General features: G+C 30.8%; 13 protein-coding genes. 9 read left to right on the top strand and 4 right to left on the bottom strand.

The genetic code is table 11. From position 1 onward, the window contains the following. Positions 1-238: 238 nt before the first annotated feature. Positions 239-2989 (bottom strand): hypothetical protein, encoded by a 2751-nt coding sequence (locus ACREV6_RS21400; RefSeq protein WP_431580078.1) that lies wholly within the window; start codon positions 2987-2989, stop codon positions 239-241. Between the two features lie 1282 nt (positions 2990-4271). Here ACREV6_RS21400 and ACREV6_RS21395 point away from each other — a divergent pair. The 4 genes from ACREV6_RS21395 (at position 4272) to ACREV6_RS21380 (ending at position 8191) form a co-directional block, all read left to right on the top strand. Next, complete coding sequence (locus ACREV6_RS21395) at positions 4272-5150, top strand: SPL family radical SAM protein (protein ID WP_431580077.1); 879 nt, start codon at positions 4272-4274, stop codon at positions 5148-5150. Between the two features lie 165 nt (positions 5151-5315). Further along, positions 5316-6194: a BglG family transcription antiterminator gene (locus ACREV6_RS21390; RefSeq protein WP_431580076.1), complete on the top strand. Its 879-nt coding sequence runs from the start codon at positions 5316-5318 to the stop codon at positions 6192-6194. Between the two features lie 48 nt (positions 6195-6242). Beyond that, positions 6243-6416 (top strand): hypothetical protein, encoded by a 174-nt coding sequence (locus tag ACREV6_RS21385; RefSeq protein WP_431580075.1) that lies wholly within the window; start codon positions 6243-6245, stop codon positions 6414-6416. Positions 6417-6532: 116 nt separating this feature from the next. Continuing rightward, the gene (locus ACREV6_RS21380; RefSeq protein WP_431580074.1) at positions 6533-8191 is read left to right on the top strand and encodes an oleate hydratase; all 1659 of its coding nucleotides are present in this window, start codon (positions 6533-6535) and stop codon (positions 8189-8191) included. 55 nt (positions 8192-8246) lie between these two features. Here the strand turns inward: ACREV6_RS21380 and dhaS are convergent, their stop codons facing one another. Next, positions 8247-8801 (bottom strand): dihydroxyacetone kinase transcriptional activator DhaS, encoded by a 555-nt coding sequence (gene dhaS, locus ACREV6_RS21375; RefSeq protein WP_431580073.1) that lies wholly within the window; start codon positions 8799-8801, stop codon positions 8247-8249. A gap of 300 nt (positions 8802-9101) precedes the next feature. Here dhaS and ACREV6_RS21370 point away from each other — a divergent pair, with 300 nt between their 5' ends. Continuing rightward, a complete protein-coding gene (locus ACREV6_RS21370; RefSeq protein WP_431580072.1) occupies positions 9102-9842 on the top strand; it encodes a hypothetical protein in 741 nt (246 codons plus the stop codon). Positions 9843-10032: 190 nt separating this feature from the next. Here the strand turns inward: ACREV6_RS21370 and ACREV6_RS21365 are convergent, their stop codons facing one another. Both ACREV6_RS21365 and ACREV6_RS21360 read right to left on the bottom strand, forming a co-directional pair. Continuing rightward, complete coding sequence (locus ACREV6_RS21365) at positions 10033-11256, bottom strand: metallophosphoesterase family protein (RefSeq protein ID WP_431580071.1); 1224 nt, start codon at positions 11254-11256, stop codon at positions 10033-10035. Between the two features lie 276 nt (positions 11257-11532). Then, positions 11533-13476, bottom strand: a complete 1944-nt coding sequence (locus ACREV6_RS21360; protein WP_431580070.1) for an oxidoreductase — start codon at positions 13474-13476, stop codon at positions 11533-11535. A 160-nt stretch (positions 13477-13636) separates the two neighbouring features. On the opposite strand from ACREV6_RS21360, the gene ACREV6_RS21355 reads away from it, so the two are divergent. The 4 genes from ACREV6_RS21355 to ACREV6_RS21340 all read left to right on the top strand — a co-directional run bounded on the left by ACREV6_RS21355 (position 13637) and on the right by ACREV6_RS21340 (position 18072). After that, the gene (locus ACREV6_RS21355) at positions 13637-15151 is read left to right on the top strand and encodes a PucR family transcriptional regulator (RefSeq protein ID WP_431580110.1); all 1515 of its coding nucleotides are present in this window, start codon (positions 13637-13639) and stop codon (positions 15149-15151) included. A 104-nt stretch (positions 15152-15255) separates the two neighbouring features. Further along, positions 15256-17010 carry an ABC transporter ATP-binding protein gene (locus ACREV6_RS21350; protein WP_431580069.1) on the top strand — a complete coding sequence of 585 codons (1755 nt, stop codon included), beginning with the start codon at positions 15256-15258 and terminating at the stop codon, positions 17008-17010. A 142-nt stretch (positions 17011-17152) separates the two neighbouring features. Continuing rightward, positions 17153-17338: a hypothetical protein gene (locus ACREV6_RS21345; protein ID WP_431580068.1), complete on the top strand. Its 186-nt coding sequence runs from the start codon at positions 17153-17155 to the stop codon at positions 17336-17338. An 80-nt stretch (positions 17339-17418) separates the two neighbouring features. Further along, positions 17419-18072 carry a response regulator transcription factor gene (locus ACREV6_RS21340; RefSeq protein WP_431580067.1) on the top strand — a complete coding sequence of 218 codons (654 nt, stop codon included), beginning with the start codon at positions 17419-17421 and terminating at the stop codon, positions 18070-18072. Positions 18073-18086: the final 14 nt, after the last annotated feature.

Below are 18086 nucleotides of genomic sequence, written 5' to 3'. Positions count from 1 at the left end.
ATGTATATTTAAGTTCCGAGGTAGAAACCTTAAGGGTTTGTGTGAATTACAAGCGGGGGTAATAAATTGAAATATATTATTAGGGGACGGTAATTAGTATTAATGTGCTAAACCATATTGCTGACGTCAGCAATATGGTTGAATTAGGTTCTGGTGCTCAAAGAAATGAGCATAAAGCAAATAGATGTTGAGATACAAATACTACCCACAGATTACATGGCAGAACGTACCATTTTCTTCAATCTACCACACTATCATCTACCATAAAATCTACATCAACATTCTTCTCCCGAAGCTTACTAATATAAAGCACTGCACATCTAAAAGTCTTTTTATTCTTTGGATTTTCTTGTATCACTGAAAAATTTACAGGCTTATTGTAGCATTTACAATACTGCATATTACTTAATTGTTTTTTGAAACTACTCAGTGGCAACACCTCATGAGTCACATTATGCTCTCTGCAGTACTTTACAAACCTATCATAAAAGCATGTGTAATTAAGGCGAAGCACAAAATCTCCATCTAAATCCACCACTGCATCATAGTCTATATTTCTTAAAAGTTCATTATTAGCTGCCATACGATTTATAGTTTCGAAATTTTGTTCTATAACTGTTTTATTGGAAGAGCCGCCATCTAATAAGTCCTCATAAGCACCTCTTTCTATTGATGAAATAATGTCCTTCATAGTAAAACCTGTGCACCACTCCATATTTAAATCTAAATCCTCAAATACCTTTTTAAGTAAAGCTATACCAATCATACAGTTAGCTATGGAGTTTTTAACTCTGTCATTTTTAATATCATTGCCAATGGCTTTTTCAAAAATTGAACTATGAATTTCTTTGATTTTTTCCTCTTCCATTTTTAAGCCCTCCTTCAAAAGACTCGCTCCAAGTTTATTAAGTAAAATAGAATTTCCCTTTAACTTTTCTAGACTTTCTTTAGTTACTTCATCAAAATAAGAAGTTGCAAATATAACTCTAAGGCTCCTCCCTATGTTAGCTGTTTCCTCAATGCCTACCTCTCCAGACAAAATCACTGAAGCTCTAGGAATAAAACTTCTATTTTTATCTAAGGTGGCTACCCCTTTTATTCCTTTGTAGTTATCATAGGAATTTCTCATAACCCCTGATATTAAATCAACCTTATACTTACCTATTATGTGAGGCTTGTACTCTTCTAAAATAAGAGGTATAAAATTACTACTACTGGCAGTTTTGTTTAAGGCAAAGTCTGTACACTGTGCCGCATTTAATATTCCATCTTCCATGCACAGTATAGGCGTAATAATATACTTTACAGCACTACTTTTACCACTACTACTTTCACCTTCTATTAAGAGGTGGTTATATTGAATTTTACTTTGTTTAAGCTTTTCTTTCAGAAATAAACCACATACATAACCTAATATGGCTGCAGTATTTTTAAGTATACTAAATTTAAATAAATATGGTGCAACTTCTAAAAGCTCTTCTTTTGTTATTGCATTATTTTTTAGAATGCTGGTATTAAGCTCTGCATATTGACTTTGCATAGCTACATCTAGCGTGGCGACTCCTTCAGAATTTAAAGCCCCATGCTCAGTGGCGAAGCACCACTGATTATTGATTTTATGAAAACCACTGAAAGTAACACCCTTACGAGTATCGCGAGTTTTACTTGAAATAATAAATCTTATATATTGAAGGTCCTCTATTCGTCCTATATAGAAAGTCTTAAAGCTGTTTAGTGATCTTCTAAAAGATAATATATCATCAAAATCAGAGGTTTTAAATGTTCTCTCGCCTATAACTCCTTCCTCTGTAACAATATCTCCTATAATTTGAGTATCCCCTTCATTTTCAATATAATATTTAGGACTAATAACAAAATTAGAAATATTAATTATCTGATCCTTATAATATTTGTAGTAACAAAACTCACCTTCATAAATATTTCCTATAGGTTTATCCTGCACTGTGCTACTATCTACAAATGTTTCCTCTGAAGCATTAACTAAAGTAATTAATGCTTCAAGGGTGCCTCCATTTCCTACCCAATCTACTATATCCTCCTTAAGCTTTAAGCCTGGAAGCTCTATTACTTTTATAGATTTAGCCACATTCTTCATTGCATTTAGAATATCATTTGCATAAGCCCGACCACTTTCATCATTATCTGGTAGGATTACTATATTAGCCCCTCTTAGTGAAGCAACATAAGCTGCACTATAAGCGGAAAATCCCCTAGCTCCAAAAGCAGTGGTAGTTCCAACTTGTCCTAACCTTAGAATCTCATCTGCACATTTCTCTCCTTCTACAAAGAAAATAGTCTTATCATTTTTAATGCCTTCTAAAACCTTAGGTAGCTTATAAATAACATGTCTTGCAGCTTTAATTCCAAAGCTCCAACTACTATTATCTTTAGTATAAGCAATGAAATCCTTCTTTCTTTTTCCATTATCCATCCACTCTCGTCTACAAATCTTATATAACACATTCCCAAGTTCATCCTCATAATAATAATTAGCTGTAATATCCTTGCGATAATTTAATGGATCTCTTTTACCGCTATTTATCAAATCATCATCCACAACATTGCATGTATCATTATAAATTTTGTTTTTATTTTTAGCATAAGAGCTACTCATATATTGTTTTGGTTCAAAGTCATGTTTTTCGGAAGATTCAGGGTCTTCAGTTTCAATTTCAATATTATATTTTGCACTTAAAAATTTCACACCATTATGGAATCCCTCGATACCTTCGTTATACTTAACTGCAGTTAAAATATCACCTTTAGCTCCACAACTAAAGCAGTTCCAATACCTTCCACTGCTTCCTGGCACTATGGCTGCGCTTGGATCAGCATCTTTATGGCTATGTGCATTTTTATTAAAACAAGTGAATTTTCTATTTTTATTTTTACTGCTATGCTCCATTACGTAATCTTTTAAATGATTTTGTAGTTCACTTATACATCTTTCTGTAATTTTACCTCTCATAAATTTTCTAGCCCCCTAATTACTTTTGTACGGCTTATCTCTAAGCATTATTTCACTTGGAACATTTCAAAACACTTATACTTTCTTACTTTTGTACGGCTTAGATCACTAAGCATTATATCTAAGATAAATCCCTGGGAAATAACAAGCATTGCTTAACATTACACTTTCAGTAAACATATATGCTCTTGTCCGGAGTTTTGCAGTAAAATGGTTAAATTATTAGGTCAAATTTTTAATTATAGTAATCTTGTAACTAAATATGAGATATGTAATTAGCTTAGTTCATTGATATATAAGGCTTTATCATTAATTCGCTTATTGCATTACAAATTTATCAGGGGGGTATGCACTATATTAATATTTTTTAAAGTTCAATGTTCACTTATGTAGTCAATTTTTATACTTATATTAATAAGGTGTTTTTGTTTTTTTGTAATATATATGTATATATAAGTTTAAAGGTAGATATCTTAAGGGTTTGTGTGGATTACAAGAGGGAGTAATAAATTGAAATAAATTGTTATGAGGTGGTAATTAGTATGGTTGGTAGTTTTTTTCACGCATAAGTATATGATAAAATGAAGATTAGATATCTTTGTTTTATAATTTATAAATGTAGGTGATAAAATGGGAAAAGAATATTACTGTCCGGAGTGTAATTCAAAATTAGAAAAAATAGAAGGCTGTGGATCAATAAGCTGTTCCTTTGATTTACTATGCATTTACCAAAACAACTATTAGCCAACACGAAAATAATATCAAATGGCGTTTATATTATTTGTGGCTTAGTAAAAAGAGAAACAGAGTAGCTATGATAAGGTAGTACACATTTAATTTGTGGACAAGTACGCTATTTTATCATATATTGTGGATGAAATGGTTTAAATTTTAAATATATAGATTAAGAGGATGATTTCTGTATTGTGAACAGGAGTCAAGTATTCCACCCATGAACCCTTTTAATTATTCAGTTGACCATGCAAGGTGCCATGCAAGCCACCATGCAAGATCCCGCAAGCTAATGAAGAAGTAAAAGACTATTTTATGTACTCAAAGGATTTCCGATGAATAGTCCTATTAGTGCCTTAGGTATGTTTGTCCGATAATAGATAATGGCACAACATTTAGTTAAAAGGATAACTTTATCCTTTTTAATTTTCATAACATGTCGTATAATATAATATATGAGAACGTACGTTTGAAAGAATGCAATGTGTAAATAATATCAAAGTCGATATTATTATGCAACAAAAAGTATTTCAACAACAAGGAGAACATTATGCATGAAACAGAGGTAAAAGGCATCTTATCAGCTCAAAATGGAATAAATATATATCGTGGCTGTACTCATGGCTGCATTTATTGTGATTCAAGAAGCAATTGCTATCAGATGCATCATGACTTTGAAGATATAGAGGTAAAGCTTAATGCACCGAAGGTTTTAGAAGATGGCCTCCGAAGAAAAAGAAAGAAATGTATGATAGGCACTGGGGCAATGAGTGATCCATACATTCACCTAGAAGAAAAACTGGGCAATACCAGAAAGTGTATTGAACTTATTCATTCCTATGGATTTGGACTTGCCATACAAACCAAGTCTGCAAGGATTTTAAGGGATTTGGATTTACTCAAAAAAATCAATGAGAACACAAAGTGTGTAGTTCAGATGACCCTTACGACTTTTGATGAAGCACTGTGTAAAATTATAGAACCCAATGTCAGCACTACAAGAGAACGTTTTGAGGTGTTAAAGATAATGCGTGATAACGGAATCCCAACGGTAGTTTGGCTCAGTCCTATTTTGCCATTTATCAATGATACAGAGGAAAATATTCGTGGAATTCTGGATTATTGTATAGAAGCGAAGGTACATGGCATTATTTGTTTTGGCATGGGATTAACCTTAAGAGAAGGAAACAGGGAATATTTCTATAAAATGCTGGATGAGCATTTTCCAGGAATGAAGGCTCGATATATAGAAAGATATAACTATGCATATCAGTTACCAAGTCCTAGTAACGACAGGTTGATGAATATTTTTAAAACAACTTGTAAATCTTATGGTATATTGTGTGATGTTGATGAATGCTTCAATTATCTTCATAAATTTGAGGAGAAAAATGAGCATGAGCAGTTAATGCTGCCTGGACTAGATTAGCTGAAAGGGTTATCAGATCGGAGGGGGTTACTTGGCCTGCACAGCGATTTTTATACTTATATTAAAGGTGGTATAATGGTATAGAGTTGGATTTTAGAAATCATACAGTTTTCTAATTCTATGTTGTATATACGAATTTTCCATAAAATATGGGGGGTAAAACTAATGAAAATTGCAACTTCAGATTTTAATGTGATTGAAGTGTTTAATAACAATATTGTTTTAGTTTACCAAGCAAATGTAGAAAAAATTCTTTGTGAAAAAGGAATAGGAATTGGAAAGCATTCAGGTGATAGTATATCTAAGAATGCATCAATTGAAAAAACATTTTTTGTTGAAAATAAAATTAATATAGTTAATTTTCATGAACTGGTAAATAGTGTTGACGCAGAAGTGATTGGGCTTTGTGAGGAAATAATATATATGATTTCCAAAGAACTAAATGAAGATTTACATGAAAAAATTCATATATCACTAATTGACCATATAGCGTTTACTTTAAAGAGACTTAAAAACGGTGATAATATAGAGAATCCATTTTTAGATGAAATTGGGACGCTTTTTCCAAGAGAATTTGAACTAGCCAAAAAAGCGGCAACTATAATTGAGGATAAAACAAAGATTCACTTTCCAGATGATGAAATTGGGTTTATAACTCTGCATATATATGCTGCAAGAAATGAGGGAGGATTGGCTAATACAATAAAATATGCATTTGTATCAAATACCATTATAAAAATGATTGAAGATGAATTAAATGTTAAAATAGATAGAAAGTCGCTTGATTATGCTAGATTTATTACTCATATTCGCTTTGCTATTCAAAGAATTTTAGGAAGTATTCCTGTTGAAAATAAGTTGGTAAATAATATAAAACGTAAATATAATCCTTGCTTTAAGCTGGCACAAAAAATTTCTAAATTTATTGAAGAAGAGTTTGAGCTAAAAGTTGTTGAAGATGAAACTGCATATTTAGCTATACATATTCAGAGATTTAAAAGTAATAGATTAAAAAAACGGAAAAAAAGTTATTTTTTAAAGTAGGATAGCATCAGGGGGACATGAATTCAGTTAATGTTGGGGATAAAAAATATGAATGATATTACAATTAAATGTACTATAAATAAAAGACTTACTGTGAAAGGTAAGTCTTTTACTTATAGCTATATATTAAATTTGCAGCAATGCTTATTTATACACTATAAGTCATATGTATGTTTTCTAGACAGTTTTGCAAATCTGATTGTAGAAAATACTTTTGTTTAGATTTATATTAGACCTATAGCAAGTGCTTGCAAATACATGCAAGTGTTTAACTGGGTAAATACAAAATTTCTGTAGGTTAATAACTTATAGCATATTTTCAAACGGAGGTAATAAAAATGAGATTTAATTTTGATCAAACTATTGATGTAGAAAAAACGAATGCCTATATGGTTGGTGCTGGACTTGCATCACTGGCTGCTGCGGTATTTTTAATTAGAGATGGGCATGTTCCAGGAAAAAACATTCATATATATGAGGAATTAAATGTTACAGGTGGAAGCATGGATGGAAGTGGCGATGCTGAGCATGGTTATGTAATCCGTGGTGGAAGGATGTTTGATAGGGAAGCTTATGCTTGTACTTTTGGAATAATGGAAAGCATTCCTTCACTAACTGATCCTAAAGTTTCAATACTTGATGAATTTAATGCTTTCAATAAAGAAATCCATACTCATGCACAAGCAAGACTAATAGATAATGATGCTAAAATAACTGATGTATCAACTTTGGGACTTGTTCGAGCTGATAGAATGGCATTAATGGACATAATGATTAATTCAGAAGATTCACTAGGCACAAAAACTATTAGAGAATGCTTTCCAGAACCATTTTTCAAATCAAACTTCTGGCTTCAGTGGACTACACTCTTTGCATTTGAAACTTGGCATAGTGCTAAGGAACTTAAGAGATATCTTCATAGATTTATTCAAGAATTACCACGTTTAAGTGATTTATCTGGAATACGTCGTACACCATACAATCAATATGATTCAATGTTACTACCTATGACAAAATGGTTAGAAGCGCAAGGGGTTAATTTTGAATTAGACTGTAGAGTAACTGATTTAGAATTTAAACCATCAGATACTGAAACTACAGTTACCGCATTTAAATGTGTTAGTGGCGGAAAAGAAACTAGAATAGAAGTGGGAGAGGGAGACCTTGCTTTTGCTACTATTGGTTCCTTAACAGCTGGGACTAGTCTTGGATCAATGACTACAGCGCCAGTGATTAATGACAAACATGTAGGAGGAGCATGGGATCTTTGGGAAAAGATCGCAAAGGGTCGTCCAGAGTTTGGAAAACCACAGGTTTTTGATGAACGTGTTGAAGAATCAATGTGGGAGTCTTTCACAGTTACCCTTAAAGATCCAACAATGTATAAGCGAATAATAGAATTCTCAGGAAATAAGCCGGGAACTGGTGCACATATGACATTTAGAGATTCTGCATGGCTCATGACAATAGTAGTGCATAATCAACCACATTTCATTAATCAACCTGATAATGTACAAACTTTCTGGGGCTATTCACTGTTCCCATATGCAAAAGGTGATTTCATAAAGAAGAGAATGGTGGATTGTACTGGTGAGGAAATATTAACTGAGCTATTATATCACCTAAACTTCGTCGATGATATGAAGAAGATTATTAAAACATCTAATTGCATACCATGTATATTGCCTTTTACAACAGCACAATTTTTAACTAGAGCAAAGGGTGATAGACCAGAAATTATACCAGAAGGTTCAACTAATTTAGCATTACTTGGACAGTTCTGTGAAATAGAAGATGATGTAGTATTTACTATGGATTATTCTGTAAGAGGTGCACAAATTGCTGTTTATAAATTCCTAAATCTAAATAAAAGACTTACCCCTATTTATAAAGGACAGCATGATATTCGTGTATTAATTAATTCTGCACTTGAAATGATGAAGGATGGTAATCTGCGTGAAGAAATAGGCGCACTTAAATCTATGATATTGAAATAATTTAATAGGACGGTGCTCCAGTTTTTCATAAAAAAAAACTGGAACACCGTCCATATTAATATCTAGATAAAACACCAAGCATACTCCCTTCAACCACATTTTCAATCTTATCTACCATGATTTGTGGTGAGTCTTTCATGCCGGTTTTAATCCACTGAACGAGTACGCCAACAAAAGCATAGGTATAAAAATCAACAATAAATTTTTTATCCACATCAGGAATATTCATACTTAGGGATAAATCATTAACAACTTTCATAATAAGTTCCCAGCTAAAATCAAAGAAATATTCATCAAAAGCATTTTGACCAGGTGTGTTAAGTGCATTAATATAAAAGGAATTATTCTCCATTAGGTAGTACAAGGTTCGGTACATTCCATCAGTCCAATTTTCATAATGGGTGCAGTTAGCGATACAGTCTGTAACTTCAGTTTTATAAATCCAATTCACAAGGTCGAATTTATCTTTAAAATGATAATAAAATGTTTGCCTATTAAGTCCACAGTTGTCCATAATGTTTTGGATGGAAATTTTTGATAGTGGAACTGTTTTCATTAACTGCTTTAAGGATAGTGCAAGAGCCTTTTCTGTTATTGTGGATTCAGACATAATAATCACCTACAAATCTAATTTTAATAGTAATTATACAACATAAATATGTATTTTTTGTTTACAGTATTATTTAATGATTTTTATGCTGCATTTTCTTCCTATAATTATATTATCTTATAGTGGAAATATAGAATAATCAAAATTTTATTCATCGAGTATGATTATAAAAAAATGGCATATTAAATAATTGTGGGTCATATAGCATTTGTTGAACATTTTGCTATAGTAGGTTAAATACATATTAAATCTGAAGAGACACATAATAGATATAATTATTTAAAGTGTGAGGTGTAGTGAATGTCAAATATAAAATCAGCATTAACCAGATTAATTCCTAAAAAGGTACTCTTAATATTGCTTTTTTCAATGAGTCTAAACTGTAGTGTAAATATTGGAGAAATAGTAGAGGCAGCAGTAATTAATACTGAAAGTAGTTTATCAACAATACCTAAAGAGGAAGTAATAAAACTAATAAAGACACAAGGAACTAAAAAACCTCATTATTTCGAGGGACTTTCCTATAAGGTAGCTAATATCGATAAAGATAATGATTTTGAGATTGTTGCAAAAATTGATGGAGGGGTTCATTTAGGTTATTTCTTTATATTTGACAAGAATAGCCAAGGTAAATATTCTCTTGTAGCAGAAAAAGATTGGAAAGTAGAAAAATGGGATCTGGAATACTGGCACAATATTAACGGGGAAAATAAAGCATATGAAATGACAACTCGTGCTGGTGGATCAGGTATGGATGTTTTTTATGGTCATGTATGGTATTTGAAAGATTCCAAGTTCGTTGAGGCATGGATGGGAACGTTAAAGGAAAGAACGGCCTTTCAAGATATTCTCGATTTAAAGATTGGAGGCTATCAAATTAATAGCGATGATTCAAGACTATATGCGTGGACAACGAAATATGATACAAAAATAAGCACAAATACACCAATGACAAAGCCGACAACTATTGTATCAATATTCAAATTCGATGGTGATAAGTATGTCTTGGAAAGTCAAGATACTTGTGAGCATAGTAAGTAAATTCTTTGGACTTTCTAGTCTTAATAAAAAATCAACAGGCTTACTGTAAGCTCCCTTAGTTCATTAAATTATTAATATTCTAGTATTTCCGTTATGCTATACCTGTTTTTTTACAAAGACTTCCGATAGACTGAGCAAAAAGGGTGTAACTGAGTTAAAAACTTTATATGGAAGGCCATATTACACCTCATTACACATTAGTAGTTTCGTTTTTTCTATTTAATGGGATATTCACAAGTACACTTTGTAAATCTCTTTTATTGTGCAATTTTAAAATTTTAGGTGATACCTCACTATAAGCAGTATGTATATTAGTATTTTCATTGTTTTCATTTAAAATTTTGCCACTAGAAAAAATAGTATATAGTCGTCCGTTAAAAAATTGAGTAACTCCATTTTCTACAGCTTCGTGTCCCCTAACTAATAAATCCACGCCTATAATATTTATAAATTCATTAAAATGTTCTTGGTTAAAGTTGAACCTTGATTTTAGCAAAGATTTTTCATTAATTATATCTTTTGGGTCACTCCATAACATATTATGAAATATAGTTTTATTTAATTCATCAACAATGGTTTCATCAGCAAGCTGAGAAAGTGATTTAATATATGAAAAATAAGTGGATTCATTATTAGTGATTTTAGGTCTTGGAATTCCTCCGTGAACAGCAAGTATATTAATATCTTTAAAACCCAATAGAGCTATATTACATAAACTATTAAAGAATTTTACGTAATTATGCACAGTTTCAATACTAAAGCTTGGATTATGTTTTGTTAAATTAAAAACATGATATAGAAAATAGCCTGCTTCACCAACATTCTCCTGTTTTTTAACACATAAGAGCACTTTATCATCAACATAACCACCATCATGATTTCCTTTTAGAAGATAGCAATTATTCGGGAATAAATATTTCAACAGCAATACAAGTTCTATAGTTTTAAGGTGAGATTTTCCTCTATCCACATAATCTCCTAAAAATATTAAACGGATATTTTTAGATTTAGTCATTGTATTAAAAAAATTACAGGCGGTAAGTATTGCTCTAAGGCTTGTTACATCTGAATGTATATCACCAACAAAATAGTATTCATATGTTTCATCATTAAAAGAATAGATGTTAAAAGCTCGTTTGCCGTCTATTAATTTATTTTTTATGTGCTTAAAACTTAAACTATTTTTATAAATTTCTGCATTATGTAAATCCTCTTCTTGTTTGTGTATATTGCAAACTTCTTCTATAAGAAAATTATGGACAATACTTATATTATTCAAATTATCTTCATTGATATTTAAAATACCTTTCCATAAAATATCGCTAATTACATACAATCTTTTTTCTAAATTAATACCTGATGATATTGTATCATTTTCAATATCATTTTTAAGTTTTTTAACTTCATTAATCATTGCTTATCATCTCCAGGTTCAATATATGTTTAACTAACGCCACTAGCATTCCCAAATTCATTAATAGCTTATTTTTACATAATTCGATATAAGTCTATTATTATCCTTCAATATTTGTAGATTACTGTGAATATCTGGAGATATGAACTAAAAAAAATTCTACTTTAACAATATAGATTATATAAATTGCTAAAGTAGAAATTGGGTACCATATATTATAATTTCATTATCAATTTAATTATTTCTTAAAAATAGCTACATTTGGATTATTACCATCTAAAATAGTAACATATAAGCTTTTTCATAGCCTGTTTGTATTGCTTGTCCTATTCTTCCTGGTTTTTCTGCATCACCCAAAACAAATACCTTGTTGAAGTTTTTCTTAAACTCTTGAACAAACTCTTGATCTACTCTTACGCCTAGTGATAAAACAACCGCATCTGCATCTATATTTGTGAAGTTATTATTTAATGTGTTTTGAACACAAATTCCTGTTTCACTTATTTCAGTAAGTCTTAGAGATGGTATCATGCTTACATTATGTTTTTTTAGTCTAGAAGTAACATCGATTAAATTAGGTAAATATGCACCAGGTCCGATTTTGCTTTGCATTTCAATGACGGTAACTTCATTACCGGATTCTGCTAAGTATTCTGCGGTTTCAAGACCGGTTAATCCAGAGCCTACCACAACAACTTTTTTATTCTCTAAAATAACTTTTTTACCTAAAACATCTTCAATAGTGCATACATTCTTTTGATCAAAACCTGGTGCTTTAGGAATATTAGGTTTAGCACCTGGTGCAACAAATACAGCATATGGGTTAAGCTTCTTTAGTTCTTCCACTGTTGCTTTTGTATTTAATTTTATTTCTACACCTAATCTCTTCATTTCATATTCCATGTGATCTAATAAATCATTTAGCTTAGTTTTTAGTGGTGGTTTACTTCCTAGATAAACGCTACCGCCCAATACACTTCTTTCTTCAAATAGAATAGCTTTAAAGCCTCTTTCAGCTAAAGTTATTGCACTTTGCATACCAGCAGGGCCTCCGCCTACTATAGCTACAACATGGTTATTGCCGTCTTTTCTTAAATCATCAAACTCAAGTTCTCTTCCCATTTTAGGATTAACAGCACATTTTACACACTTTCCACCCATTAATTCTTCAATACAATATAAGCAGGATATGCAAGGTCTAATTTCATTTTCTCTACCTTCAAGGGCTTTTTTACCCCATTCTGGATCCGCCAAATGAGCTCTTCCTAAGGCTACGAAATCTAATCCATCCTCTTCTAATAGTTGCTCAGCAAAGTCCGGTGTTCTTATAACGTCACAAGCTATTACAGGAATCTTCACTGCTACCTTTATTGCTTTTGCTAAATGTCTCTTCCAACCTTGTGGATAGGAAATAGGTTCTATTATAGCATTAACTGATTCATAAGTTCCGGAACTTACATTAATAGCATCAACACCAATACTTTCTAGAGATCTAGCTACTTTAACAGCTTCTTCTAGTGTTAAACCACCCTGAACAAATTCATCTCCATCAATTCTCACTGAAATAGGAAAGTCTTTGCCGCAAATATATTTAATTCCTACTATAATCTCTGTGATAAATCTCAATCTATTAGCAAAAGAACCACCATATTTATCTGTTCTTAAATTAGTTAAAGGACTAATAAATTGTCCGATTAAGTATCCATGTGCACCATGTAGTTCAACACCATCTATTCCAGAAATTTGGGCGATTTTTGCTCCCTTAATAAATTTTTTAGTCATTGCTTCTACTTCTTCAGTGGTAAGTTCTCTAGGAATTTCTCCAATAGCAGAGCTTGTTACTGCACTAGGGCCTACAATTTGCTTGCCACCAATTAGTCTGCCATGGGATTGTCTACCCGGATGATGTAATTGAACAAATATCTTAGAATCATATCTATGTACGGCTCTAGCTAATTTTTCTAGTCTAGGTATTTGATATTCATCAGTTACACAAAGTTGACAAGGAGTTCCAACACCGGTTTCATTATCTACTCTTGTAATTTCAGTGATAATTAATCCGCAGCCCCCCTTAGCTCTATCTGAATAATATCTAATTATTTCATCAGAAGCTTCTCCAGTAGAAGATGCTAAAGATGTACCAATAGCAGGCATAACTATTCTGTTTTTTAATGTTAAATTACCAATTTTTCCAGGTGTAAAAAGTTTAGTATATTTCATCACAAATACCTCCAAATTCTTTCGTTGTTAATAATATAACAATGAATCCTATAAATTAACATATGGTTAAAGCACAAAAAATACTTTTTTTATAGTGCACTATGCACTATACTGTAAATATAATGTATAGCTTTAATTTCTAAGGGGTGTGAATGTGAAAATGACTTTTTACCATATATATAAATACTTCAAAGATAGGATAATCTTAAATAACCTTAATGAATCCACAGAGCTAATACCAATGCTTGAAGCAAAACTCTTAGTGAAAAATCAAAAAATATTTAAAAGTAACTTTATTTATGTAGGTACAACTAGTTTTATTATTCAAAATCAAATTAATTTACAATCAGCTAATGCTATTTTAATTGATGATACCTTGGGAAATATTCCTGCACATAATTTAGGAAAATCTAAATATTTAATATTAGGAAGTAACTGTGAGCTTTTTGAGACTTTTAATGAAATAAATGAAGTGTTTACGGAGAACAGTTTGCTAAATGCTTTAAAGAGCTCTGCAGCTTTAGAAAATATTGCAGAAGTAGCTTCCCAAGCTTTAGATAATCCAATAATAATCATAGATCCAAGTTACAGAATTTTAGCTAGTTCAGAAATATCCAAAATAAGCGATAAATTCTGGATGCAAAATGTAAAAAATGGTTATTGCTCCTATGATTTTATTAGCTACGTTAGAAGTATGGAGAGTATAAAAAACTCTTTAAATAATACAACACCATTTAAAGTAATTTGTGATAAAAGCCACATAGAGAGATGGGTAACTAAAATTATTGTTGATGGAAAATTAATAGGATATATTATAACTCTCCTGTCAAACTCACCAATGGAGGAAAATTATAAAAACACATTACTTATGATTTCTAATGTTATTTCCGATAAATTTGAAAAAAATTTAGTTAATAGGAATATGGATAATTTTGATGGTGAAAATTTTCTTATGGATCTTTTGGACGAAAAAATTAAAGATTATAATGTATTAGTGGAAAAACTAAAAACCTATGGCTTAAACTATAAAAGTAATTTTACAGTAATAGTTTTGGATATAGATAAATTTGATGCCAGGGATAAAACACCTAACTATCTATCCTATAAACTAGAAAAGCTTTTTTATAAAAGAACACATACCTATTATGAGAATTATATTGTTGTGCTGTATGACTATGAAAGGGAACCCTTTATTTCTGCAGAACAAAAACAATTAATTGAAAACTTTGCTAATGAAAATCAAATCCTAATAGGTATAAGTAACACTTTTAGTAATTTGCTAAATTGTAGGGAGTACTTTGAACAAGGCATAAGTTCCATTAAAATAAGTGGAAAAATGAATATAACAAAAAATATAAATTATTACAAAAACATTCAAGCTTATGATTTTATAAATAGAGCAAGCCATACTATGGAAATCGAAAGTTTTATTCATCCTAGTTTAAACATACTTAGAGATTATGATGAAGAAAACAATACGGAGCTTTACAAAACATTATATTTGTATTTAAAAAATAATCAAAATTCAGTATTTGCTGCAAAAGAATTATTTATTCATAGAAATACTGTGAAATACAGATTGGATAAAATACTGGAATTAACAGATATAAATTTAAAAAATGAAGATGAGGCATTTCAAGTCCTTTTTTCCTATAAATGCTTGCAATGCAATTAAAATTCTTTTCATTGTGTTTAGTTAAATATTATTGGTATAATATAGTGAATAAAAAAACAAAGATTAAATTAATTTATATTTCATAAAACAGAAAGGGTGAAATCATGGACATTTTTAAAAAATTTATTAATTATTATAAGCCTTACAAGCTTCTTTTTTTTGCAGACATGTTTTGTGCACTAGTAGTATCTGCGGTGGATATATCTTTTCCAGTAATTCTTAGTTATCTTTCGAAAAACTTTTTTACAAAAGATAAACAATTTATTCTTCATAACATAGGCTATATTGGCATAGCATTGGTGTGTATGTATATAATAAAATATTTCTGTCAATATTTTATAGCTACTTGGGGACATATTATGGGGGCTAGAATGGAAAATAATATGAGAAGAGATTTATTTAGTCATCTTCAAAGTTTACCATTTTCATATTATGATGAAAATAATACTGGAGAAATGATGTCTAAGCTAATATCAGATTTGTTTGATATTTCAGAGCTTGCACATCATGGCCCGGAGAATGTACTTATATCAGCTTTAAAAATAATAGGGTCCTTTACAATACTACTATTCATAAATGTTAAAATGACACTTATCTTACTGGGAGTTACTTTAATCATGGTAGTATTTTCAACCTATCAAAATTTGAAAATGCGTAAAATATTCTTGGATAATAGGAAAAAAACAGCAAATATAAACTCTGCAGTGCAGGATAGTTTATCAGGAATTAGAGTTGTAAAATCATTTGCAAATGAAGAAATAGAAAAGAAAAAATTTAATAAAAGAAACAAAGAGTATTTAAATTCTAAGGTACAAAGCTATACTGCAATGGGTAAGTTTATTGCAGGAAATACTTTTTTAGAAGGGATTTTATATGTTGTAATAATAGTAGCTGGATCATTATTTATTACTCAGGGTTCTTTAAAAGTAACAGACCTTGTAGTTTATGCTCTTTATATAAATATATTTATAAATCCTATAGATATATTAATTAATTTTACAGAGCTATTTCAAAAGGGATATGCAGGGTTTCAGAGGTTTAGGGAAGTTATAGAAACAGTGCCTGTTATAGTGGATAAAGACGATGCTGTAACTCTTACCAATGTGAAGGGAAATATAGAATATAAAAATGTAACCTTCAGTTATGGTGATGACCATAATGTTTTAAATGATATAAGCATAAAGATAAAGGCCGGGAGAAACATAGCATTTGTTGGTCCCTCTGGTGGTGGAAAAACTACTATCTGTTCACTTCTTCCAAGATTTTATGACATAACTTCTGGAAGCATTACAATAGATGGAAATGATATAAGAGATCTGACACTTGAATCTCTTAGAAATTCTATAGGTGTTGTACAACAAGATGTATATATGTTTGCAGGTAGCATAAAAGAAAACATTGGATATGGTAAAATTAATGCTTCTGATGAAGAAATTATGGAGGCAGCTAAAAATGCCAATATTCATGACTATATAATGGAGCTTGATGAAGGGTATGATACCTATGTTGGGGAGCGTGGAGTAAAACTTTCTGGTGGACAAAAACAGAGGCTTTCCATAGCAAGAGTATTTTTGAAAAATCCTCCCATTTTAATTTTAGATGAGGCAACTTCAGCATTAGATAATGAAAGCGAGAGATATATACAAAATTCCCTTGAAAAACTTTCAAAGGATAGAACTACTATAGTTATAGCCCATAGGTTAAGTACAATAAAAAAATCAGATGAGATAATAGTTATTAATGATGAGGGTATACAAGAAAGAGGTAGTCATAACCAGCTTCTTAAAAATGAAGGTATGTATTCCTATTATTATAATATGCAATTTGAAGGTTTGGATTCTAGTAGTAAAATCTTTTAGATATAAGGCAGTTACTTCATTATTTGTTGAAGGAGAGTTTGACCTAAAAGTAATATATTGAAAAAACGAAAAAAAGTTAATTTTTAAAGTAGGGACTAGCATTAGGGAGACATGAATTTACTTAATGCTGGGGATAAAAAATATGAATGTAGATACAATTAAAAGACTTACTTTAAAAGGTAAGTCTTTTAATTATATCTACATATTGTGCGTGGACAAGGAAATATGCCACAAAATCACTGAACTTATGAAAATTATTTTAGAATACACCTATTTTGTTACAACTTTGTTACAATTAAGATATTCTTTGTATGAAATAGAATGGTAGTATATAAGTATAAAGTAAAATATAGGTTTAGCCTATTGCAATGCATTGCTATTGTGGAAAAGGAGCTAGATGAGATTAATATGGAAAAAATATTAATAGTAGAAGATGAAGAACCTATTTTAGAACTAATAAAAATGAACCTCTCAATGGTAGGCTATGAAACATTAGAAGCCATGGATGGAGAAAAAGCATTAAACATAATAAAAAAAGAAAACATAGACTTAATAATACTAGACATAATGCTTCCAAAGATAGATGGGTATGAACTTTTACCGCATATATTAAAGAGAAATATTCCTGTAATTCTTTTAACGGCTAGGGATAATATTGTTGATAAGGTTAAAGGTTTAAACTTAGGTGCGGATGATTATTTAACTAAGCCTTTTGATGGTATGGAATTGATTGCAAGAATTAAAGCGCTTATAAGAAGAAGTGGAAAAGGATCTGACATAAAAACCTTTGATGGTATAGAAATTCATATACAAGAAAGAAGGGTGTTTAAAAATTCTAAAGAATTAGAGCTTACCCCTAAGGAGTTTGAACTTCTAATTGTTTTCCTAGAGCATAAAGGTATAGCCTTAACTCGTGAAAAGCTTCTTGAGCTAGTGTGGGATTACAACTTTGAAGGTAACACTCGTACTGTAGACATGCATATAAAGAGGCTAAGAAACAAACTTGATACGCAGAGGTTAAAAACTGTTTTTAAGATAGGTTACAGATTAGAATTAGACTAAAATCACCTAGGGTG

This window comes from Clostridium sp. (assembly GCF_050717515.1).
Taxonomy (GTDB): Bacteria; Bacillota; Clostridia; order Clostridiales; family Clostridiaceae; genus Clostridium_AD.
The sequence above is the reverse complement of the archived record's forward strand: the minus strand, read 5'-3'. Positions and strand labels throughout refer to the sequence as shown.

Bases quoted from the DNA above. Each gene is read 5' to 3' on its own strand.
- ACREV6_RS21400 (WP_431580078.1), bottom strand. From the start codon at position 2,989: ATGAGAGGTAAAATTACAGAAAGATGTATAAGTGAACTACAAAATCAT.
- ACREV6_RS21395 (WP_431580077.1), top strand. From the start codon at position 4,272: ATGCATGAAACAGAGGTAAAAGGCATCTTATCAGCTCAAAATGGAATA.
- ACREV6_RS21340 (WP_431580067.1), top strand. From the start codon at position 17,419: ATGGAAAAAATATTAATAGTAGAAGATGAAGAACCTATTTTAGAACTA.
- ACREV6_RS21390 (WP_431580076.1), top strand. From the start codon at position 5,316: ATGAAAATTGCAACTTCAGATTTTAATGTGATTGAAGTGTTTAATAAC.
- ACREV6_RS21345 (WP_431580068.1), top strand. From the start codon at position 17,153: ATGAATGTAGATACAATTAAAAGACTTACTTTAAAAGGTAAGTCTTTT.
- ACREV6_RS21360 (WP_431580070.1), bottom strand. From the start codon at position 13,476: ATGAAATATACTAAACTTTTTACACCTGGAAAAATTGGTAATTTAACA.
- ACREV6_RS21385 (WP_431580075.1), top strand. From the start codon at position 6,243: ATGAATGATATTACAATTAAATGTACTATAAATAAAAGACTTACTGTG.
- ACREV6_RS21370 (WP_431580072.1), top strand. From the start codon at position 9,102: ATGTCAAATATAAAATCAGCATTAACCAGATTAATTCCTAAAAAGGTA.
- ACREV6_RS21350 (WP_431580069.1), top strand. From the start codon at position 15,256: ATGGACATTTTTAAAAAATTTATTAATTATTATAAGCCTTACAAGCTT.
- dhaS (WP_431580073.1), bottom strand. From the start codon at position 8,801: ATGTCTGAATCCACAATAACAGAAAAGGCTCTTGCACTATCCTTAAAG.
- ACREV6_RS21365 (WP_431580071.1), bottom strand. From the start codon at position 11,256: ATGATTAATGAAGTTAAAAAACTTAAAAATGATATTGAAAATGATACA.
- ACREV6_RS21380 (WP_431580074.1), top strand. From the start codon at position 6,533: ATGAGATTTAATTTTGATCAAACTATTGATGTAGAAAAAACGAATGCC.
- ACREV6_RS21355 (WP_431580110.1), top strand. From the start codon at position 13,637: ATGACTTTTTACCATATATATAAATACTTCAAAGATAGGATAATCTTA.